Below are 21,951 nucleotides of genomic sequence, written 5' to 3' on the forward strand. Positions count from 1 at the left end.
CCCGCCGCGGATCGTTGAAAAGCTGTTGAATAGATTGCCAGAGAAGAGCGGCCGACTGGCGGCCGTGCGATCCACCTTCCTGACGAAGCAACGAGGAAGGCGGATTCAAATTTCAAATCATGTCCGTGACCGGACTACTTGGGTTCCGCGTTGCAAACGTAGATCCGCATCGAGTGGCGTCCGACTTCCACAATCCGGTTGTTCGGAGGCATCGGCCCGTCGACATTGGGATAAACGTCGTCCGGCGATGGTGCCGCCGTGTCGACAAACAAATTCCACTGCGTCCCGCGAGCAATCGCTGGGAAGTGGAAGTCACGGTGATCCCCGGTGCTGTTGAACATCAAGATCACGTCGCGTCCCAAACCTTCTGGATCGTCGATGCGGCTCGGAGCAGCGATGTACGCCGCCATCGCCAGTTCGCCTTGATCCCAGTTCAATGGATCCCCCGACGGCCCGTACCATGACACGTCCGGTACCTTCCGGCCATCGACTGGTTGCCCGGTCAAGTATTCCCGGCGACGAATGGTGGGTTGGTTCTTACGGAACTCAATCAATGCGCTGACGAACCGTACCAGGTCCGCGTTTTTTTCAACCAAACGCCAATCGAACCAGGAGATGTCCGTGTCTTGGCAATAGGCGTTGTTGTTGCCCTTCTGCGTTCGGCGAGCTTCATCGCCACTGACGATCATCGGCACGCCTTGGCTGGTCAACAACGTCGCCAGCATGTTGCGGACTTGCTGACTGCGAATCGTGGCGATCGCCTTTTTGCGCGTCGGACCTTCGACACCGTAGTTGTCACTGATGTTGTGATTGTCGCCGTCGTTGTTGTTCTCGCCGTTGGCTTCGTTGTGCTTGTCTTTGTACGAAACCAAATCGTTCATGGTGAAACCATCATGCGTGGTCACCAAGTTCACACTGCAAGACGGGGGACGCCCGGCATGCTGGTACAGATCGCTGCTACCGGCCAAACGAGTTGCCATCGGCCCGAGCGTTCCCGCATCGCCACGCCAAAAACCTCGCACGTCGTCGCGGTAGCGACCGTTCCATTCCGCCCAGCGGTGATTGCCAAAGCTACCGACCTGATAGGCACCGGCTGCATCCCAGGCTTCTGCGATGATCTTCGTGTCCGCCAACATGGGATCTTCCGCGATCAGTTCCACCATCGGTGGGTTGGGAATCAAGTTCCCGTTCCGGTCGCGACTCAAGATGCTGGCCAGGTCGAATCGGAAACCATCGATGTGATAGTTGTGCACCCAGTGTCGCAAGCAATGGAAAATCATCTCGCGAACAACGGGGTGGTTGCCGTTGATCGTGTTGCCACAACCGCTGTAGTTGCAGTAGTGCTGGCCTTCCGAAAGGATGTAATAGACTTGGTTCTCAAGTCCCTTGAACGACAGCGTGGGTCCTTGTTCGTTGCCTTCACAGGTGTGGTTGAAGACCACGTCCAGAATGACTTCGATCCCCGCGGAGTGCAGGGCTTTGACCATTTGTTTGAATTCGTTGACCTGAGCACCGGGCGCCGAGTCATGCGCGTAACCACGGTGAGGCGCGAAGAACGCCATGGGGTCATAGCCCCAATAGTTCGGCCGCGAAATTTTCTTGCCTTGGGGGTCCCGGATGGGGAATTCATGCACCGGCATCAACTCCACCGAGGTGACACCCAATGATTTCAGATACGGGATCTTCTCGATCACGCCCAGGTAGCTCCCAGGAGCCTTGACCTTGGCAGTCTTGCTCTTGGTGAATCCACGAACGTGCATTTCGTAGATGATGGATTCGCTGACGTCACGTCGGACGTGCCGATCGCCTTCCCAGTCAAACGTGCCATCGACAACCACGCACTTCGGTGGACGCACAACGCCATCGGTCTGCTTTTGGTAGGTTCCCGCCAGGGCCTGCGCGTAAGGGTCGATCAACCGAGCCGTGGAATCGAACCGGTGACCGTTTTCAGGTTCCCACGGTCCGCTGGCTTGGAAGTGGTAAAGTTGGCCGGCTTCGAGCCCCGGCACGTGCAAACTCCAGACATCCCCCCAGCGATCGGTTTCCCGATCAAAGTCGATGACTTGAGCTGGTTCGCGATCGGTCACCTTGTTGTACAGCAACAACCGCATTTCGGTTGCGGAACGGCTGAAGACCGAAAACTGCACTCCCTTCTCCGTGAGCGTCGCTCCGAACGGAGGGGAGTAGGCGAACTGAAGATCGGGGCACGGTTGTCGCATCAGCATGTAGAGATCGCTCCTTGAGTCGCTGGCCTGATTTGGTTGCCGTGGTCCTTCGAGACCATCGTGTGCTCGGCGAAAAGTCGCTGGGCACACTCGTGACGAACCGGTCAGGCATTGTTCCAGTTGTCCGCTCAACCCTAGCACTCGATCACGCATCGGCAGGCGAAACCCACCACCTCGGATCAAATCTGCCCCAAGACGAAACTCCTTGCACCAAACGAATCGATCGATTCATCGAGGCAAGCTGTTCCGACACACCGTATGGTGCAGGTCAGAACACTATTCCGGTCCCATCCAGAAGGATTGGACGAATCCGACAACCATTCATTCCAGTCGCTCTCAAACGTCTCCCTCAAAGGTAATTTAAAATCGTGTGACACCCCTATGATATCCTGCATCCAAGTGCCAGAGGTGGGAACACGGCGGCCCGCAGTCAAGGGCTCCGCTCGTTCTTCCCTTGCGAACAGTTACCGGTCCAGATTCCGCCCTGAAACGCTGGGCTTGCCATTGAGCAATCCCAACCTGTTCACGGAAGCTGAATCACTTCATGCCCGGCTCGCGTTGACATCGATTGCCAGAGCTCGAGTTCGACCGAATCGGTGATGTAACGAACCGAGCCATCCAACAACGACACGTGCACGCCACCCGGGTGGTAACTTCGCGAGGTGACCGCCGCGTAGGTGCGAACCCCCGCCGGTGGCGACTTGCCCTCGCGCATGTTGGTGAAGTCGATGTCGTACTCCACCCCCGAAATTTCACACAGAACCTTCTTGTTGGGTGAAAACACGGTCGTGACGCTGGCCTGGTGGGCACGGCCATCAATCCATTCCGTGTGCCCGGTTTCGGTTTTGAAGTCGCCGCCGAGCGCACAGATCTCGTCCGTGTTCACCGGCATCGTCATCGTCCCGGTTTGTTTCGCGTCGCGAGCGTAAGGCGTCCAGCCTTTGACTTCGGCAAGCGCCATCGTGTTGCTGGTCCCATCCAAACAATCGCGAAAACCAAGGTAGCGGCCGGGAACGAACATCCCATCGCCCACCGCACCGGTGGCTTCGTCCAGCACGAACCAAACCCCTTCGTTGGTCGCGTAGTTCAGTTTGTAATACTGAGGGCCGGATGATCCGTGGCGGGGCTCATCTCGCGGATCACTGGGACATTGATAGGCAGCCACCCGGAACGAGGATGTCGGAACCTGAACGCCATCGATCGTCAGGTAGGACGCACCGTAATCGCGACTGAAATCGACGCCTTCCGACAAAGCGGATTCTTCCAGGAACGGAAGAATTCGGGCCTGCATCGACCACCCCGAACCTTGCCCCGGATTGGTCCAAGCTGGCGGCAACTTCCTGTAGGCTGACTCGTAGTTGTGAATCGCCAGGGAAACTTGCTTCAAATTGTTGCCACAGCTCATCCGTCGGGCAGCTTCCCGGGCGGCCTGGACGGCGGGCAACAACAGCCCCACCAAAACGCCGATGATGGCGATCACCACCAACAGTTCCACCAACGTGAACCCCGCCCTTGATCGCGAGGCAGAGTCAGACAAATTCAAGCCAGATGGTTCCGAAGGTGCGACCGAGCGCATGCGATTGTCCCGAAAACAGGTTTTCGATGAAGAACAAGCATGGCTGGCGAGAAGTCACGACCGATGAAGGAGCAATCCAACGAGTGCTCACGAACGCAAGTTCCAACGTTTCGAGGGGATTCCCTCTCGAAAGTGCTCGGATTGCTGGACATCGACGCGTTTTTCATTGGCTGGCTAGCTTTTGAAAGCGAAGGAGGGGGACTCTAATGCGACCGACTCGCATTATCAAACCCTCGGGGGCGAAAACACTCAATACGCATCCCCCTCGATCAACGGCATCCGATTGATCCACCTGCACGCAGGGGATTTGTCCCGTGTTTGGGAGCCTCGCCCTTGAACAAACCACCTGGTTTAACGTAACATCTGGGATTCGACCGACAGCGAATTCACTTGACCGACGGTTCTGTCGAAATCCACCGTCGTAACACCCTCATTGGCTCGAGTTTGAACGTCATGCAAGACGGCATTCACCCCAACTACCAAGAAACGTCCGTCACCTGCGGTTGCGGCAACACTTTCACCACCCGCAGCACGCGTCCCGAGCTGAAAATCGACATTTGCAGCGAGTGCCACCCGTTCTACACCGGCAAACTGAAATACGTTGACACCGCTGGTCGGATCGACAAGTTCCAGAAGAAATTTGCTGCTGGCACCTACGGATCACTGCAAAAGAAGGGCAAGAAAGCCACCAAATGAGCGGGTCCATCCGCGACATCCTCGAGGAAAAACTGGCTCGCTTCGAGAAACTCGAAGGCGATATGTCCAACCCGGACGTCCTCTCCGACGGCGCTCGCATGAGCGCGACGGCACGAGAACACGGTGGACTGAACCGGTTGGCCAACCAGTATCGATCCTTCAAACGCCTGACGGATGAAATCCATCAGTGCGTGGCGATGGTGGCTGAAGCCGAGGATTCGGAAGAACGTGAAATGGCAGAGTCCGAGATGGAGACGCTTCGCAAGGAGCGAGAAACCATCTGGGAAGATCTGCTGTCGCTGACCGTTGGCGGGGAAGACTCTCACCGCACACGGTGCGTGATGGAAATCCGCGCCGGCACCGGTGGCGATGAAGCCGCGCTCTTCGCTCGTGACCTGTACGAGATGTACACCCGCTACGCCGAAAAGGTGGGCTGGAAAACCGAGGTGATGGACGCCAGCCCGACCGAAATGGGCGGCTTCAAAGACATCACCCTGACGCTCGAAGGCGACAACGTCTTCCGTGACCTGCAGTACGAATCCGGCGGGCACCGCGTCCAACGCGTCCCCGAAACGGAAACGCAAGGCCGCGTGCATACCTCCGCCGCCACCGTCGCGGTGATGCCCGAACCCGAAGACGTGGAAATCGATCTGAAACCAGACGACTACCGCAAAGACTTCTTCGGTGCCTCCGGCCCCGGCGGCCAGCACGTCAACAAAACCGATTCGGCCGTGCGTCTGACGCACCACGAATCTGGCATCGTCGTGCAATGCCAAGACGAAAAAAGCCAACACAAAAACCTGGCCAAAGCCCTTCGGGTTTTGAAGGCTCGCATCTACGAAAAGAAGCGAGAAGAAGAAGCGGCCAAGCAAGCCGAAGCTCGCAAGGGACTGATCGGCTCCGGCGACCGAAGCCAACGCATTCGCACCTACAACTTCCCGCAAAATCGGTTGACCGATCACCGCATCAACCTCACGATTTACAAACTCGATCAAATCATCGCGGGCGATCTTCATCCTGTCACCGAAGCGTTGATCGAATACGATCGCGATCAACTCCGCGGCGACATGATTGACTGAACTCTATGGCTGAAACCAGCAACGACACCCCGTGGACGGTCATGCGTCTGCTGGAATGGACGACCGACTTCTTCCGTAAAAAAGGCAGTGAGTCCCCGCGATTGGATGCGGAAATCCTGCTCGCTCACGCGCGGGGTTGTCAACGCATCGAACTGTACACCGCGTTCGACAAAGTCCCGGAAGAAGAACAACGCGTCGCCTTCCGCGAACTCGTCCGACGACGCGGTGAAGGTGCCCCCGTCGCCCAACTGGTCGGCTACCGCGAGTTCTATTCGATCTCCATTCGCGTCGACGAAAATGTGTTGGTGCCCCGGCCCGAAACCGAACACTTGGTCATCGAAGCCATCGACCAAATCAAAGGTCGCCTGTCAGACCGACCCAACCCAACGGTGCTCGACATCGGAACCGGCAGCGGAGCGATCGCGGTCGCGATCGCCAAGTCGCTGCCAAAGACACAGGTCACCGCCGTCGACATCAGCTTGACCGCTCTCGACATCGCGAAGTGGAACGTTGAGAACCTGAAGCTCTCCGATCGTGTCACGCTGCTGCAAAGTGATTTGTTTGATGGGCTGGAACCCGACCAAACCTTCGATGTGATCTGCAGCAACCCACCCTACATCAGCCAGTCCGAGTACGACGAACTCCCAACCACCGTCCGCGAATTCGAACCGCGCGGTGCATTGCTATCCGGTCCCGATGGAACCGAAATCATCGCCCGGTTGCTCAACGATTCCGTCCAGCGTCTGAACGATGACGGCCAACTGATCATCGAACTGAGCCCCATGATCGCGGGTGCTTGCAAGACACTGGCCGAGCAAAACGGTGGCTACCAAGAGATCCACCTGATCAAAGACCTCGCCGGCCACGAACGCATCCTCTCGATGCAAAAAGCCTGAACCGGTTCGCGCTGAGGTTCTTTGCCCCCTCCGGGGTCATGCACGCGAGCTGATCGATGTCCCCGGGGACATCGATTTTATAAACGAGGCTTTTTCTCGTTCCCAGGCTCTGCCTGGGAACGCAATGCACTGCAGGCTCCGCCTGCTGAGACACAATCGGGAGGCGGAGCCTCCAAGACAGTGTGTTCCCAGGCAGAGCCGGGGAACAAAGAAACTCGAAACCCAAAAAACACCAGCAATCAAATCGATGTCCCGAGAGGTCGAAGATCTTCCGCTCAACTGACAGCCACCAGACGATTACTCGAAAGCAACTGGCATCGCTTTGACCGTGTCTCCAATGACTCCGACGTGGCAGTTTTCCAGCAGCGTGCCGGATTCGAAGTACACGTTTTTGGCCGCGATCATGTACTCGGTCATCGCCAAGTGGTAACGAGTCTGTGACTCGTTGAGCCGTCGCTGGGCATCGAGCAATTGCTCCAGGCTGATCGGCAAACCAGCCTTGCGGTTGGCCTCGAGAGCGTCGAGTGCGTCCTTCGAAGCGAGGTAGCGATTCAGGTTGGTTTCCATCTGGGCGTATGCCCGTTCTGTCTCTGCGATCACCGCCATCAAGTCATGGGTGATCTGCCGCTCCTGCTCTCGCAACACCGCCCGTTCACGCGCCACCTGAATCTTGGCGTGCTGCACCGCGGCGTGTGCTTGTCGGAAACCAACCGGCATTCGGAACTCGACTCCCGCCTCGTACTCTTGATAGTCGCCGGTTCCAAGCTCGTTGAACGCGGAATCGCTACCCGCCAGATCCTTGCCGAGACCACGCAGCCGATACGTGGTGACCAAGTCCAGTGTGGGCAACTGAAAATTCTTCGCCGCGATGACTTCTAATTCGCGACGCTTGACCAGCAGCCGCTGCTGTTGCAATTCACTTCGCATTCGAAACGCATCAATCGCCAACGACTGAGAATCGAAGATCAACGGAGCTGACATGGGCTCGTCGACCGGTCGCAGCAGTTGCCCATCGGCGATCGGCAATCCAATCAACAACCGCAAACGACGCTCCGCCGCTTGGACTCCCGTGACGCCCGCGAAGGTGCCGCCGGAGGTGGAATTGTTGGTTTGAGTCCGCTGAATCAGCTTGCCCGCAATCGCGTCTTGTAGCTCCGACACAAACCGGTAGTACTGCTCTCTTGCCAAAGCTTCCGCCGAACCGCCACGTCGGTTCGATGACTTCTGTGCGTCGTAGCTTCGCCACGTTTCCAAGCTACGAGCGACTGCTTCTTGTTTCGCGTCGACATCGCGGTAGGCGAAGTACAAATCCCAGTAGGCATTGATGACGTTGCTGAGATAGTTGCGAGCGTCTTCGCGAAATTGGGCGTTGGAGATATCGCTGTTCGTTTTCGCGATCAACACACCGTTGTACACACCCGGCAACGCCGCCGGCCCAGCGATTCGGTTGAACGCCAACCCGCCGCCCTGCAGCAATGGTTGCCGCAATTCGGCGTGCAATTGCGTTTGCCAAGCACTGGGGGTCAAGTTGCCCGTCGCATTGTTGGCATCGTAATCGGTGATGCTTCGCAGACTGATCTCCGCCCCCGTCGCCGTCCGCTTGGACAACTGCAACACGTAGTCATGCAAGTCTTGCTGGAACGCATTGGCACCACCGCCAAAGAATCGGTTGTTGAACCGGCGGTCGTTGTTCTGCCATGTCCCCACGGCGGTGAGCTGCGCATCAAACGCCGAGAGTGCGGCTTCCATTCCCAATTGTGGGTCCGTTTGAACCAGTCCGGGGCTCTCATCCGTCGTGACCGTCTCGGGGGCACGCAACACTGTTGCATTCAGGTCTCGCAGAACCTCGCTGTTGCTCATCGCTTGATTGAGCGTCTGCTGCAGCGTCAGGTCGCGATAATCCGCTTTGGCCAATGCCTCGGGATCTCGCAATGTCAGCGGTGCGATGACGGGAGTCGTGAGCGTCTCAGGCGGTGCCCCGGCGTCCACGCGAGCCATGATCCGATCGACGTGAGCGGTGCGGTTGCCAACCGTTTCTGGCAATGCCCGTGATGCACGGCACCCCAGCGAGCCCAATCCCGGTGCGATCGCCATGATCATCCAACCGGCGCAGAAAATCCGCCGAGCTCGAGGAGCCAAAGCCCACCGAATCATCGCACGACCTGCTGTGGGCCGACTTCTGGTCACGTATCCCTCTCGATGTGTCCACTGAATCAGTGCGCAAGCAGCAATACTCATGCAACTGGCACTATCCGGATTCTTCGACTGATCAGTGCATCGGGATTGAGCGAATCTCAATCAATTGGAGCAGCGAATGTTTCCCCAGGCCTCTGGACATCGAACCTGAGACTTTGCACCGGCTAGTTAAACTGGAGAAATGGTTTCCATCGTGAAACCGGCTCTGGATCGCAACGATGACCGCCACCAATCCCTCTCCGACTCACGCGCCGACCGATGAATTGACACCGTATCAACTGTGTCATCGCATCGTCGCCCACACACGCGCCGACCGAGTCCTGTGGTTTGCCCGGCAAGAGAACCAATGGGTTCCGATCGGCTCCTCCGTGCAATCCGAGATTGAGCTGGACTCCCCCGTTGTTCATGATTGGCAGGCCATTCTTTCGCAAATTCACGAATCGACTGAGACTGACTCGGACACGATTTTTCACAACCAACTGGATCAATATCGCGAAAACTCCGGTGCTCAAACCATCCTGATCTTGCCGCTGCGTGCCAAAGGCGCCACCGAGGCGACATCGTTTTTGATTCTCGAAACCTTTGACTCGTCGGCGCAGCAGGTCGACTCGGCCGAACTTCGCGCGGATTGGCAATCGATCAGTCACACACTTGCTCCCGCCCTTCAGCAGACCGTTGACCAGTTCCAAGCTTCCTCGCCACGACTCAAACATCGATCTTCGCGGGCACTTTGGGCGGCCATCGTTGCACTGGTCGCTTTGGTTCTGTTGGTGGTCCAAGTCCCTTTGCGACTTCCCGTGGAAGGCAGCCTCGTACCGATTCATCAACAACGACTCTTCGCACCGACCGCAGCCCGCGTGGTATCGGTTCACGTCAAAGATGGGCAACAAGTTGAACGAGGCACCCTGCTCGTCGAACTGCGGAGCGATGAACTCGACCTGCAAACCGAAACGGTTGCGGGCAATCTGGCGACCGCGAAAGCCGAGCTGGCAGGACGCCGGACGATCCGCTCCGATCGATCCGCTCCATCGAGTTCGTCCAACACGGGCGGACTGCAATCCTCGACCAATGAACTGGTTCTTCGAGAACGCATCCGGTCGTATGAACAGCAACTGAAGTTGCTGCAGTCCGTGCAAGCATCGATGTCGATCCGATCGGATGTCCAAGGCCAAGTTCGACGCTGGGACGAAGAAGAATCCTTGGTCGGCCGTGATGTCTTCCAAGGCCAATGGTTGTTTGACGTGGTGGATTCATCCGCCGGAATGAGTGCCAACCTGGAACTGTCCGAGCAGTACATTGGACACGTCCTCCAGGCTCAATCGGATGACCTCCCTTTGACTTGCCGATTGCGCCTGCGTGCCCATCCCGATGTCACCTGGACGGGTGAGATCCAACACCTCGGTTCCGTGGTCCTTCCCAATCAGAATCAACAATCGGTCGTTCAAGTGATCTCCACTGTCCCTCCAACGCTCGAGGGTCTCACCGACCAACCAATGGGCTCGACCGTGGTCGGTGACGTGGCTGCCGGCCGCCGAAGCCTCGCCTACGTTCTCTTTCGTCCCCTGTTCGAATCCCTTCGGGAGATTTGGTAATGCACCGAGCACTCATCGCAGCGGGAATCCTCCTTTTCGTCTCGCAATCCGGACTGGCGCAGGACGAGAAACCTGATACCCACGAATCATCTCAGCCCGCTTGGATCGGCGATTTGATCGTCACCCCGGTGCAATCGGGATCCGCCGTGGCCACACTTCCCGGTCAATTGATCAAGATCCAAGTGGCCGAGGGTGACAGGGTGGAACAAGGCTCGCTGCTGGCAAGCCTGGATGATGTGGCGGCCAGACTGCACCAACAATCCGCCGAACAAGAACTCGCGATCGTCGATTTCCAACTGGCCCAAACACTGGACGTCGATGCGGCTCTCGCTTTCTTGGAAGAACAAAAAAGCGCGGCCAAGGAACACGAAGCTGGCGCAGCCATCCAAAAACGACTTGCCGAAAACGACATCCGTGTGCTGGCCGCTCAAAAAGCGGAAGCGGTCGCCAAGAGCGAATGGACACGGGCGGTCAACGCCAAGGAAAACTTCGATGACGCGGTTTCCCAATCCGAAATCGATCAATTCAAACTCGCCTACGAACAACGAACCCTGGAAACCCGGCAAGCCATCTTCGAACAAGAGAACGCTCGCCTGGAACAATCGATCGACCTAGCCACGGCGGCAGCTTTGCAAGCCAAAATCCGCTCGGCCGAAGTCGCGGTTCGACAAGCCGAAGCAGCGGCGAACGTTGTCCTCTTGAAGAAAAAGCTGAAACAGCAGCAACTCGAACTGGCAACTGAGAATGTCGACCAACACTCGCTGAAGTCGCCAATCGATGGCATTGTGGTCGAGGTTTCCCACCGAGTTGGTGACTGGGTGCAACCAGGTGAAGCGATCGCCCGGGTGGTGCGTCTGGATCGTCTGCGAGTCGAAGGCTACCTGCCCGCCACATGGATCGATTGGCTTCGCAATGAATCCAAACCAAAGCTGACCATCGAACTTGCCACCGGCGAAACCATCCAACGCTCGGGGGAAGCGAAATTCATTAGCCCCGAAGTCGATCCGCTGACCCGAGAAACCCGATTCTGGATCGAAATCGACAACACCGACGGGAACGTGCTGCCTGGTTCACCGGCTCGACTGTTGCTGCCATCGAACAAATCCGGAACGACACAATGAGTTCCGCCGCCATCCAGCCGAGATTGCGGCCGGATCTGTTCTGCCGTGCCATACGTGTCGGCAAATCGTTTCAGTGGGTCATCCGAGATCCGCTGGTTTCGGTGCGTGGATCCAACGATCGGTCCTCCGCTCAGTGGATGGTCAACGAGCAAGAATTCGCGATCCTGAACAGCCTGGACGGGCAGCGAACGCTCGAACAAGCTCACCTGCACTGCCAGCGTCTGCTCGCTCCCGCCGAACTTTCACGCGAGGATTTCGAGGCCTTTGTCAATCAAGCCTATCAAAAGGGTTGGATCGCAACCTCATCGGCGACCGGCCCGACTTTCATCGCACGACGCGAACCAGACGCATCCTTTTGGCAGCGTGCGGTTCGCAACCCGTTGGCGATCCGCATTCCCTTGGTCGATCCCGACCGCTGGCTTGATCGCCCCGTTCAATTCCTTCGAGCCTTGGTTCGACAGCATCGCCAATCATTCGTCCTGGCTGGTTCTGCATGGGCTTTGCTATCGGGAGCCACGCTGCTCGCCAACTGGGAACACTTGGTTCCTGCGATCCGGCAGAGCGCACTGACGCTGCAATCCCCATCCACATGGGTGCTCCTTGCCTCGGTGATCTCAAGCGTCAAGTTGATTCACGAACTGGCCCATGCAACCGCGTGCAAATGGTTCGGCGGTCACTGCCATGAAATGGGTGTGATGTTTTTGTTTGGCATCCCATGTTTGTACTGCGACGTCAGCGATGCGTGGTTGATTCCGCAACCCTGGAAACGAATGCTCGTTTCCGCCGCGGGAATTTTGGCCGAGTGCTTGATGGGATCTCTCGCTCTGATTGCTTGGTCCCATTCGATGCCTGGACTCCCGCAAGACGTGCTGGTGTTTGTGTTGATGGTCACGTCAGTCAACACGCTGATTCTCAACGGCAATCCCTTGATGCGGTACGACGGCTACTACCTGCTGTCCGACGCGGCGTCCGTTCCGAACCTCGCATCCCGTTCACGATCCGCGTTGCAATCGCGTTTGCGAGCTTGGTTCTGGGGCGTCTCCGCGATTCGCAACGAGTCCGAATCGCAACCCTCGGCGATCCAGAACGACCGCGACTCCGTCGGACTGCTCACCTACGCGATTGCCAGCACGCTCTATCGGATCGTCGTCTTCGGAGCGATCGGTTGGCTGGCCCTCCACTTTCTCGCGTCGATCGGCGCGACGACCGTTGGTCTGGCCGCCATCGCATTCATCCTCTACCGCGTGTTGAAAACCTGGGCCGCTCCCATCGTCCGTCCACCAAGCGAACTGAATCCCGTGAAAGCTCGCACACGGTCGCGATGGATGTTCGGCGTGCTTGCGACCTTGTTGTTGGCAATGCTTCTGGTTCCGCTTCCTCACCGTGTGAAGGGAACCGCGAAAATTCAGCCAGCCCAACGGACCGAGGTGTTTGCCTTGGCTGCGGGACGCTTGGAATCGGTTGCTGAAACAGGACAGGCCGTCCAGTCCAACGGGCTGGTCGCGAAACTGGTTGACTGGAAGTCCTCACTTCAAACTCAGCGTCTTGAGGGAGAGATTGCGGAATTGGAAGCCCGCCTGAAGGGGACTCGAATGAGTCGAACCACTTCCAATGCATCCCAGCAACCTTCGACCAACATCCCGACGATCGAATTCGCTCTGCAAGCCAAACGGGACGAATGGCTGACGGTGCAAGCCGAATCGGAGCACCGCGAAATCCGTGCTCCCCATGCGGGCCGAATTGCCGCGACCACCCCCAAACCCATCACGCAGTGGCAACGATCACGATCCCAAATCGATTGGAGCGGTCAACCGACCGAATCGATCAACCTTGGATCTTGGATCCGCAGCGGAACTCCGATCTGCCAAATCGTTTCGGACGTGGCTTACCAAGTCTCGGTCCCCGTGGACGCTTCCGAAATTGGATGGGTCCGAGAAGGGCAAACCGCCGTCACGCATTTCCCGCAAGGTGCAGACTGGCACGGTCGAATCACACAAGTCGGCACGCGGCCAAGCGAGCAAAACGGGACCTACGAAGTCACCATCGCACTGGATCCTGATGAGCGACCGTTCGATTTCGCTCCGCCTTCCGACTGGACCATCGAGGCCGTGATTCAGGTGGAGGCGACGTCACTGTGGGACCGGACTCGCCACTGGTTTGCCACCCATTTTCGCGTGGACAACTGACAACCATCCGTCCCCCGCGATCAATCCTTGCCGGTCGCTGCTGGCCATAGGCGAACCGTTCCGTCTTCCGATGCCGTCATCATCAGGTCACCCTCGTCGGTCAAATCCAAAGCCGACAACGCGTCCTTGTGACCTCGCAGTTCCAGCAACACACGGCCAAATCGGCTCTGTTCGTCCTGCTGGGCTCCTTGGGCGACGGGATCCCAAACTCGCACCGATCGATCTTCACTGGCGGTGAACAATCGAAGCGGGTTGGCCAACATCGCCACATCCGAAATGGGTTCGGCGTGGCCAATCAATTCAATGGGAGTTCCGGCTTCTGTGGTCTTCTTCACGGGGTTCGCCAACCAATCCTTGACGTTCCACATTCGCGCGATGTTGTCGGATCCACCGACCGCGACCCACTGGGAGTCGTCTGAAAAACGACCGACGTTCAGTTTGCCAAGCGACGGGTCAGCCACCAATTTGAGTTTCGCGTCGCCATCGAGTTGCATCAACGTCGCCGCACCTTGATTGCTCGTCGCTAGCAAACACGAACCATCGGCACTGAAGTCCAAGGATGCGATGCCGCCCTGCAGAACCGGATCGTTCCATTGCCGAACGGATTCGAATGTCCCTGCGGTTTCGTCGAAGTCCCAGACACGAACTCGAGAATCGTCGCCTCCGGTAGCAAATCGGAAGGCTTGTTTGGGAGCAACCGCAATCGCGCGAATGGTCCCCTCATGCGGCGATTCCAATTTGCCAATCGTCTTGCCGGTCTCGGCGTCCCAAACTTTGACACTGCGACTGGCCGTGATCACGCGGCGATCACCATCGGCAAACATGGCTCGCGTGACCGCGCCGTGAGCTCGATAGCTTGTCAAATGTGTGTTGGAACTCCCGTCCCAAAGGAACGCTGCGTTGCCATGCATCGTCAGGAACCAATCGCCTTGCAATGACGCCACCGCGGTGCATTCACCAAGGCGTTCTGGCAACTCCACCGCTGCGACTCGCTTCGCCGATCCGATCTCGCCGGACACGTCCCAAGTTTCGACGCGACTGGAACGCTCGCCCATGGGGGTCACGACCAGACGAGCCAGACTGCCATCGATCGAAAAGGACACCCCGCCAAAGTTGGGACGACCACCAAATGCACTGGTCTGATCCTGTGAAAACGTTTCCGAGAGCAACCGCTGTGGTTTGCCGCTGGCAAGATCCCACCACGTCACATTGGAGATCGTTCGATCGGTTCGCTTGGATTGATCAACGGTGATCGCCTGCCGGTCATTGGAGGAAACAACCAATTCAGTCACGAAACCTTCCGTGTCAAAGCGGTCTGCCCAAGTCCGATCGGACCAACGCCAACGCATCAAGGATTGGTTGTCGGATCCAATCCAAACGCTTTCCGAGTCGCCAGCAAACGATGCCGTGTTGATGCGGAATCCAAGCAAGTCGTCGATCGGTTCGCCCACCGGTTCGCCTGTTTGCAAATCCCAGACACGGCCTCGGCCGGCCCGGTCGCCACTGAACAACCAACGACTGTTGGGAGAGATCGCCAGTGCCGCGACGGATTCTTCGTGCCCATTCAAACGATGCAGCAACCGAGGCGAGACGGACTTCGACGGACTCAACTTCCAAACCAAAACATCGGACTCAGGCGAACTGGAACCGGTGGCGAGAAGACTTCCATCTTTCGAAACGGCCAGCACATCATTCAGCCCCGTGCCACGAACGCTGCCGAGTTCCGTTCCACGATCAACGTCCCAGATGCGGACGACGGCGTCGGCGTTGCCAAGGAACAACCGTCGATGCACGGGGTCCATTCGCATCGACATCGCACCGAACGCGGTCCCCTCTTCCAGCCTGCCTTCGGACTCCAGCCCCTGATCTGCCTGCGGTGATTCTGGTTGATCCGAAGCAATCGTCCATCGCGTGTCGAAGCGAGACGTCTTGGGATCAATCGACAAGACTCGCGCCGTGTGATCACGACTGGAGGTCACCACCTTGGTTCCATCGGGACTGAACCGAGCCGACCAAATTTCGTCGTCGTGAGCGGTTGCTTCCAAAGCGTTCCAACCGCTCGACGCCACGTCGCTCTCGTTGCGAACGGAGACGGACGTGAAATCTTCGTCCGCTCCGTTGTCCAACAATCCCGTTTCCGAATCCCAGTACCGGAGCGTTTGATCGTCACCCAAAGACAGGACGTCGCCCTGGGTCGCGGGAACAAACAAGGCCGCCTTGACCGCGCCGCCGTGGCCTCGCAACGATCGTTCACGAGCCCATCGCCCCAACTCGGCTTCACCGGGTACATCAGATCGTTTCCAAATCCGAACCACGTAGTCCTTGCCCGAGGTGATCAATCGGTCGAGCCGCGAATCGTAGCGAATGTCTTGCACGCCGCCTCGATGAATCGGCGTGGTTTCATTCAGCGAGATGGAGTCGGCTTTGCTGGTGCCGGAATCAGCATTGCCTGTTGACGCCAAATTCTGGACCGCGTTCTGAATGCTCTTCCTTGGATCCGCATCGACCAAATCGTCTTGTTCCCAAACAAGCACATGTCCATCGGTGTCGCCGCTAGCGAACTTGGGAGAAGCATCCTCCATCCAAACCGAGACCGCGGAAACCTCGGATTCATGCCGCATGAAACGACCGATTCGGGCGGCCGTTTCGTCTTGATCGGGTTTGATGCTCCAAACCGCAACGCGACCGCGAGCTGAGTCATTCACGGCTGCCGAAACCCAAACGTTTTCACCATCGCGAACGGCGGCGACCTTTGTGACCGGACCGATGTGCCAGTGCTCGCTGTATCCAGGAACGCCATCATCGCCATTCGAACTCAGGTCCCAAACCCGGACCGTCCGATCGGTGGACGACGAAACCAAAGTGTTTGAATCGGCAAAGACAAGGTCGCTCACGGGTCCGTCATGCATCGGCAAACGCAACGTTCGCTTGGAGAGATCCCCATTCCAAACTTCGATCCTTCCATCGAGCATTCCGATCGCCACTTGGTCGCCTGATTCATTCATTGCGGCGGTGGTGATGGAACCGCCATTGGGATCGCTCCATGTTGCGTCGATGAGCAATGGAAGATCAGACGCGGCCCTCCCCTCGCTTCGCTCGACCCTCCCAGCGGGAGGGTGAAGATTGGAAGTGTGAGAATGACCGAGGCTGGAAAGACGCGTGCCACTCGCAATGGAGAACGTTGCCAGACGCCCATCGTCCTGTGTGATCAAACCACGCTGGGTGCCGCCGACTGGAACTTCCGCCAACGACAACTCATTCGCGATCACCGGCAGCGACACAACGGCCTTGGATTGGTGAACCGTGGCCGACAACCAACGCAATTCCCATGGCAACGGCTCCTCGGGGAATCGTTGACGGTAGCCAGCGGTCAATTCCGAAAGGATACGTCGAGCATCGGAGAACTCGTTGCGATCCACACGTGCTTTGGCCAATCCAATTTGAGAAACATACGACTCGTATTCCGCCTGGGCTTGAGCGATCTGAGCGGCTTTTTCGCTCGCCTTTGCTTTGGCTTCCTCCTGAACTGCTTGCTTCCTGCTTTCATTGGCTTCCACAAACCGCTGATTCGCGAGCGCAGTTTGCTCCTTCGCGATCTCCCGTTGCTCTTCTGCATCTTTTCGCCGTTCTTCGGCGAGATCCGTCTGCTTTTCTGCAACCAATTTCTGTTCTTTGGCAATGTCCCTTTGCTGCTCGGCGATGTCCCTTTGTTCGTTGGCGATTTCTTTTTCGTTCAGCGCGATCTGCTCCTGTTCTTTCGCGATCTGGGTTTGCTGCTCGGCGATTCCAGCCTGTCGTCGGGCCTCCTGTTCTTTTGCATTGATCGTCACCAATGCGAACGCACCGCCGACAAAGATGAACAGCAACATCGCGGCGACGGCACGCTTCAAGAACTTGAACCGTGATTCACGAGCCTTGCGATCCTGGATGGCTTGTTCCAGCTTCGCCGCCAGGGCTTCGTGCTCAGGCGATTCGTGCAGCAGATCGCCATCCGGCTTCAGCAGCGACAAACCAAGATCGAAGTCCTTGTTGTCATGGGCCGCAGAAGCGTGAGCCAACCGCGCCCGAGCCATGCCGTCTCGTGCGGTTTGGTTTCCATCCCAAAGATGCAGTGCCTCTTCAAACCCAAACGTCGCTCGCGAGAACAACGTGTACGAATGAGTCTGTTCGGCTTCTTTCAGATCGTCTGTCGCTCTGGCCGCCAGCGAGACGCTTTCGGAGTGCGAGCGATATTCGCGAATCGCCTCTTGGAACTCGATCACGCTCGAATAGCGATCTTCGATGCGAGTCGCCATCGCTTTGCGAGCGATGTTGAGCAATTCACCTTCGTACCGAGGATCAACGTCCCGAATTTCGTTGGTGGCAACCGCTCGCAAACAATCGCGAACGTTCTTCGCATGGTGCGGTGCCTTGCCGGTGACAATCATGAACAGCGTCGCGCCGAGCAGGTAAATGTCAGCCGCCGGACCGATCGCCTCCAGTGGTCCCGTTGCCATTTCCGGGGCCATGAACGATGGCGTGCCGCCCAAACCCTTCGCGGGTGTGATCGAATTCAATTTTTCGAATTGCGGCAACGCAAAAGCGATCCCCCAATCCATCACCATCACAACGCCAAAATCCCCCAGCATCACGTTTTCAGGTTTGATGTCGCGGTGAATGATTCCTCGGGTGTGAGCGAACGCGATCGCATCCGCCACCTTGATCAGAATCTCGAGATTCTCATCCCGCGACTTCTCGCCGATGACCTTGTTCCAAGGCGTGCCGACAACACGCTTCATTGCGTAGAACAACGTGTTCTCGCCGGTCACCGCGACATCGTGAATCGGAACGATGTTGGGGTGATCCAAGTCGCCGGTGATCACCGCTTCGGTTAGAAATTGCTGACGTCGACTGTTCTCCGTGGCCTCCAACCGCCCCTGTTTGCGAAGTGCGTCGCGTTTGTCTTCCTCCAGCGGCTTGATGATCTTGACCGCAATCAACCGATCCAAAGATCCTTGGCGAGCGACGAAGACGTTGCCCATCCCGCCTTTGCCAAGCAGACGAACCAACCGGTAGTCCGACGCTTCGGTTTCGCTTTCCTGCGGCGTCGTGACTTGGCGTCCGCGCAGCGGCAGCGAAGAACCGGCAACCGCCGACCCGATCTCGCTGAACGAAGCCACGGTGGCCGCGCCGGTATGGAATTCCTGAGACAGCTTGGACCAATAGCTCACGTCCTCGGATGTCAATTCACGAGGGTTGATGGTTTGGCCAATGTCCTCGTCTGTCAGGATCGTGCCCACGGTTGCATCCGCCTCATCGACGGTCGCACTCCCTTCGGTGATCGTTTCATCGATCAGGGTGAGGCTGGCATCGGCAACCGTTTTTTCGGATTCCAACAGCGTCGCCTCAGGGTCGAAGTCCGATTCTTCCACCACGGTTTCATTGACACCGGAAATGGTCGCCCCCGAATCCGAGATCGTTGCATCGGACTCCGCAACAGTGAAATCATTCTCGTCCAGCGTTTGATCCGAATCTTCCACCGTCAACTGAGTTTCATCGACCGTCTTGTCCAAATCAGGGAGCGTCGCATTGGGGTCGTTCGCTGGATGGTCCGGCATGGTCCCGGCTTCTTCCAAGGTGGCGTCCAAGTCGACCTGGTCAACGGTTTCACCTAGCCCGTGATGGTCGCTTCGTTGAACCGGTTCGGTTTCTTCGACCGTCTCATCCAAATCAAACTGGTTCGCGGTGAAGTTCTCGTCATCCGGCATGCCCTTGTCTGGCTTGCCTTGGGGATCTCGGTCATTCGTCACGATCACGCTCCTCACTCGGGAGTTGATCGGAAATCGAGTCATCCAGGTCCGAGTCATCCAGATCTAGAGGCGTCAAACGCAACGTCCCGGCCTCCAGGTCATCACCGGTTTGGATCGGACGCCCGTCTCTCAATTCAACCTGCAGGATGGTGCGCTCGTCCGCTTCGTCAATCACGTACTGAATTTCATATTCGCCATCGGGCAACTGAGAAAAAAGTCGATTCAGCGAATCGCCTTCCAGCGTTCGTTCGGGCAATCGGATGGGCTCGATCAAGTCCGCCGCATCGGGATCCGGCGAAAGAGCGCGAAGCTGAAAGTACTCATCGCGAATGGACGCGGGGCTGGACGAAGCCTCGGAGGTTTCGAACGTCACACTGGTCAACGTTGTGGTGGTGGTCATTGCGACAGGGGTCACCGGATCAACCGGTTCTGGAATCACGTCCCGAATGGGCAAAAACGCCAAAGGAACATTCACACGTGGGATGACAAAGAAGGCCGCTCCTGATTCAAGGATCGGGCCGCTGGATGTTAGCGTCAGTGGATTGTCCGTCGATGAAATCACGCTTCCAGGAACATCCATCGAAACAAGAATTCCGTTCGTGTTGGGCTGCGAGATCGATTCACCGAGCAACACGATCGACTCATGATGTTCCACCGCAAACAACACGTTCAGTGGGTCCGTTGCACTTCCGCGTCCGTTCAACGTTGAGTTCAGAATGTCGTCCTCCATGTAAACGTGACTGACGCTGGCGGTTTGAAACGAACCTGGCAAATTCTCGACGCGCTGAAAGCGATCCGATTCGGCTCCCCAATCAATCAGGAGGGTCAAACCGTTTTCACCTTCCGTCCCCACGTTCACGGACAGAATTCCCTCGGCATCATTGACGTCAAACTGCGACAGGATGTTCGTCCGAATGGAGTCATGCTGGTAGAACGCTTCCGTCAATTCCCCTGGCTCGGGCGCGACAGGTGGAGCGGCTGGACGTGGCGGCAAATCAGGGTTGGGTGGAACCAAGTCCTCAGGATCAAGTTCTGGGCGCGGCGTGAATTGCCTGGCGATACCAACACCGTCTCCGGTGTTGATTTCAAATTGCTGTCCCAGTTCGATGACCGGTGCGGACAATGTCACCGCGCCGGCTTCGATGGACGCGGCTTGAATCTGGACGTTGTCCGAAGCAACGATCCGTTGATCGGATGCCAAACGCACTCGCCCATCGGTACCCAGGGCAACGATCTCGGGATCCAATTTTCGATCGGGACCATCCTCGATGGAGTCGTCATCGATCAAGATCAAATCGCCCTCGGCGTGCACATCCACGTACCCATCGCCCGCCACCACATCCTTGATGATGACGTCGCCATCGTTTCGAACCCAGATCGATCCTTGGTCGACGATCACGCTTTCAAGTGTCAGATCCAGCCCGCCGAATTGTTCCAAGCGGAAATCGCCGCTTCCAAACTCAATGCGTGCCACCACGGGTTCGTCCACCGCCAGCGAAACCAAATCAACGTTGCCGTCACCCGCATCGACATCCAACTGCGTCACCGATTGCAATTCCAACTCGCGTACGTTGCCGATGCCGTCATTCGCTTCCAACAGAAGTTCATCCGCGATCAAATCAGCCAAGTTGTCGTCCGCTGAGTCGTTGATCGAATTCGCGAGCACCTCGACTCGTGCGTCGCCCGCGTTGATCTGCTCCACGCTCAAATCAGATTGACTGACCAGTCGCACGTCTGAATCGCTGGTCAGAATCCGAACGGTGGAGATTTCGTTGCTGGATTGGTTCAGCGTCACGCCCGCATCGGCGGTCACATCCAAGTCATCGACCACCAAGGTGCTCGTTGACAACTGACGCACGGCGCCTTGGCCCGTCACTTCCAAAACAGGTGTCGTCAAAGAGGATTCCAAGACCAGATCGTCTTGCAGTCCGAGCAACTGCACGCGGTCATGGACCGTGATGGGGGCCTCCCCCAAATCGACATGCCCCACATCCTGGGTGGTCAGTTCGGTGATGTTGACGACCGATGTTCCCAACTCGGGCAACAACTCAAACGAAGTCTTCGCATTGCCACTGACCGAAATCATTTCTCCGGAAACTTCAACCTCGTTTCCGATCGTCGACGGGGAAAGCACTTCCACATCGACCGTGTCATTGCCGAGCCCGCCCCGAACGGTCGCGTTCAAACCATCGGGAAGTCGCAGGTGCAGTGAATCGTTGCCGCCGCCCAAATCCACCCGAACGCGGCCACTCGTGATCGCATCCACGCCGATCGAATCGACGCGAATCGGATTCCCGAACACATCGTGACCGATCGTGATGGGAATCACGCCGGTCACCGAATCGGTGAATTGAAGCTCGCCCCCCGTGGTGAGCGATGATTCGATCGTGTCAAACCCGGCGTCCCCTTGGACCAACAGCTCTCCCAGTGCGGTCAGCTCCGCGGTCGCATTGAGAACCAACCGTTTTTCAAGCGAACGAATGCTGGGCACGAACCGAGCGGCTGGGCCGGTTTCACTGGATTCGGTTTGGTTCCATTTTGCCCTCGAACGCGACCAAATTCGAGCCGCCCTCGACCTCCAATCGCGAGCCAATT

Annotated in this window: 11 protein-coding genes; 6 read left to right on the plus strand and 5 right to left on the minus strand. The window is 57.4% G+C overall.

Annotated elements, in window-relative coordinates; genetic code table 11:
* Positions 1–134: 134 nt before the first annotated feature.
* Positions 135–2,225, minus strand: a complete 2,091-nt coding sequence (glgX, locus tag UH5x_RS15430) for a glycogen debranching protein GlgX (RefSeq protein WP_047812310.1) — start codon at positions 2,223–2,225, stop codon at positions 135–137.
* A 523-nt stretch (positions 2,226–2,748) separates the two neighbouring features.
* Positions 2,749–3,801 carry a DUF1559 family PulG-like putative transporter gene (locus tag UH5x_RS15435; RefSeq protein ID WP_482632924.1) on the minus strand — a complete coding sequence of 351 codons (1,053 nt, stop codon included), beginning with the start codon at positions 3,799–3,801 and terminating at the stop codon, positions 2,749–2,751.
* 453 nt (positions 3,802–4,254) lie between these two features.
* On the opposite strand from UH5x_RS15435, the gene rpmE reads away from it, so the two are divergent.
* Genes rpmE through prmC form a run of 3 tightly spaced genes read left to right on the plus strand, consistent with a single transcriptional unit; the run spans position 4,255 to position 6,472 of the window.
* Positions 4,255–4,497 carry a 50S ribosomal protein L31 gene (rpmE, locus tag UH5x_RS15440; protein ID WP_047812309.1) on the plus strand — a complete coding sequence of 81 codons (243 nt, stop codon included), beginning with the start codon at positions 4,255–4,257 and terminating at the stop codon, positions 4,495–4,497.
* Positions 4,494–5,576: a peptide chain release factor 1 gene (gene prfA / locus UH5x_RS15445; RefSeq protein WP_047812264.1), complete on the plus strand. Its 1,083-nt coding sequence runs from the start codon at positions 4,494–4,496 to the stop codon at positions 5,574–5,576. Before rpmE ends, prfA begins: the two co-directional genes overlap by 4 nt.
* 5 nt (positions 5,577–5,581) lie before the next feature.
* Entirely contained in the window at positions 5,582–6,472 is an 891-nt protein-coding gene (gene prmC / locus UH5x_RS15450; RefSeq protein WP_482632925.1) for a peptide chain release factor N(5)-glutamine methyltransferase, read from the plus strand.
* A gap of 297 nt (positions 6,473–6,769) precedes the next feature.
* On the opposite strand, the gene UH5x_RS15455 is transcribed toward prmC, so the two are convergent.
* A complete protein-coding gene (locus tag UH5x_RS15455; protein ID WP_047812308.1) occupies positions 6,770–8,626 on the minus strand; it encodes a TolC family protein in 1,857 nt (618 codons plus the stop codon).
* 260 nt (positions 8,627–8,886) lie between these two features.
* On the opposite strand from UH5x_RS15455, the gene UH5x_RS15460 reads away from it, so the two are divergent.
* Genes UH5x_RS15460 through UH5x_RS15470 form a run of 3 tightly spaced genes read left to right on the plus strand, consistent with a single transcriptional unit; the run spans position 8,887 to position 13,567 of the window.
* Positions 8,887–10,260 (plus strand): efflux RND transporter periplasmic adaptor subunit, encoded by a 1,374-nt coding sequence (locus UH5x_RS15460; RefSeq protein WP_482632926.1) that lies wholly within the window; start codon positions 8,887–8,889, stop codon positions 10,258–10,260.
* Positions 10,260–11,381, plus strand: a complete 1,122-nt coding sequence (locus UH5x_RS15465; protein WP_482632927.1) for an efflux RND transporter periplasmic adaptor subunit — start codon at positions 10,260–10,262, stop codon at positions 11,379–11,381. The genes UH5x_RS15460 and UH5x_RS15465 overlap by 1 nt, the downstream gene beginning before the upstream one ends.
* Complete coding sequence (locus UH5x_RS15470) at positions 11,378–13,567, plus strand: HlyD family efflux transporter periplasmic adaptor subunit (RefSeq protein WP_482632928.1); 2,190 nt, start codon at positions 11,378–11,380, stop codon at positions 13,565–13,567. The genes UH5x_RS15465 and UH5x_RS15470 overlap by 4 nt, the downstream gene beginning before the upstream one ends.
* Before the next feature lie 20 nt (positions 13,568–13,587).
* Here the strand turns inward: UH5x_RS15470 and UH5x_RS15475 are convergent, their stop codons facing one another.
* Entirely contained in the window at positions 13,588–19,356 is a 5,769-nt protein-coding gene (locus UH5x_RS15475) for a WD40 repeat domain-containing serine/threonine protein kinase (RefSeq protein WP_482632929.1), read from the minus strand.
* A complete protein-coding gene (locus UH5x_RS15480; protein WP_482632930.1) occupies positions 19,346–21,847 on the minus strand; it encodes a hypothetical protein in 2,502 nt (833 codons plus the stop codon). The genes UH5x_RS15475 and UH5x_RS15480 overlap by 11 nt, the downstream gene beginning before the upstream one ends.
* Positions 21,848–21,951 lie beyond the last annotated feature (104 nt).

It is taken from the genome of Rhodopirellula sp. UH5, from assembly GCF_056839225.1.

What these genes read in the sequence shown, in the direction of transcription:
- UH5x_RS15465 (WP_482632927.1), top strand. Translation starts at nt 10,260, where the DNA reads ATGCACCGAGCACTCATCGCAGCGGGAATCCTCCTTTTCGTCTCGCAA.
- prmC (WP_482632925.1), top strand. Translation starts at nt 5,582, where the DNA reads ATGGCTGAAACCAGCAACGACACCCCGTGGACGGTCATGCGTCTGCTG.
- UH5x_RS15455 (WP_047812308.1), bottom strand. Translation starts at nt 8,626, where the DNA reads ATGATTCGGTGGGCTTTGGCTCCTCGAGCTCGGCGGATTTTCTGCGCC.
- UH5x_RS15435 (WP_482632924.1), bottom strand. Translation starts at nt 3,801, where the DNA reads ATGCGCTCGGTCGCACCTTCGGAACCATCTGGCTTGAATTTGTCTGAC.
- UH5x_RS15470 (WP_482632928.1), top strand. Translation starts at nt 11,378, where the DNA reads ATGAGTTCCGCCGCCATCCAGCCGAGATTGCGGCCGGATCTGTTCTGC.
- rpmE (WP_047812309.1), top strand. Translation starts at nt 4,255, where the DNA reads ATGCAAGACGGCATTCACCCCAACTACCAAGAAACGTCCGTCACCTGC.
- prfA (WP_047812264.1), top strand. Translation starts at nt 4,494, where the DNA reads ATGAGCGGGTCCATCCGCGACATCCTCGAGGAAAAACTGGCTCGCTTC.
- glgX (WP_047812310.1), bottom strand. Translation starts at nt 2,225, where the DNA reads ATGCTGATGCGACAACCGTGCCCCGATCTTCAGTTCGCCTACTCCCCT.
- UH5x_RS15460 (WP_482632926.1), top strand. Translation starts at nt 8,887, where the DNA reads ATGACCGCCACCAATCCCTCTCCGACTCACGCGCCGACCGATGAATTG.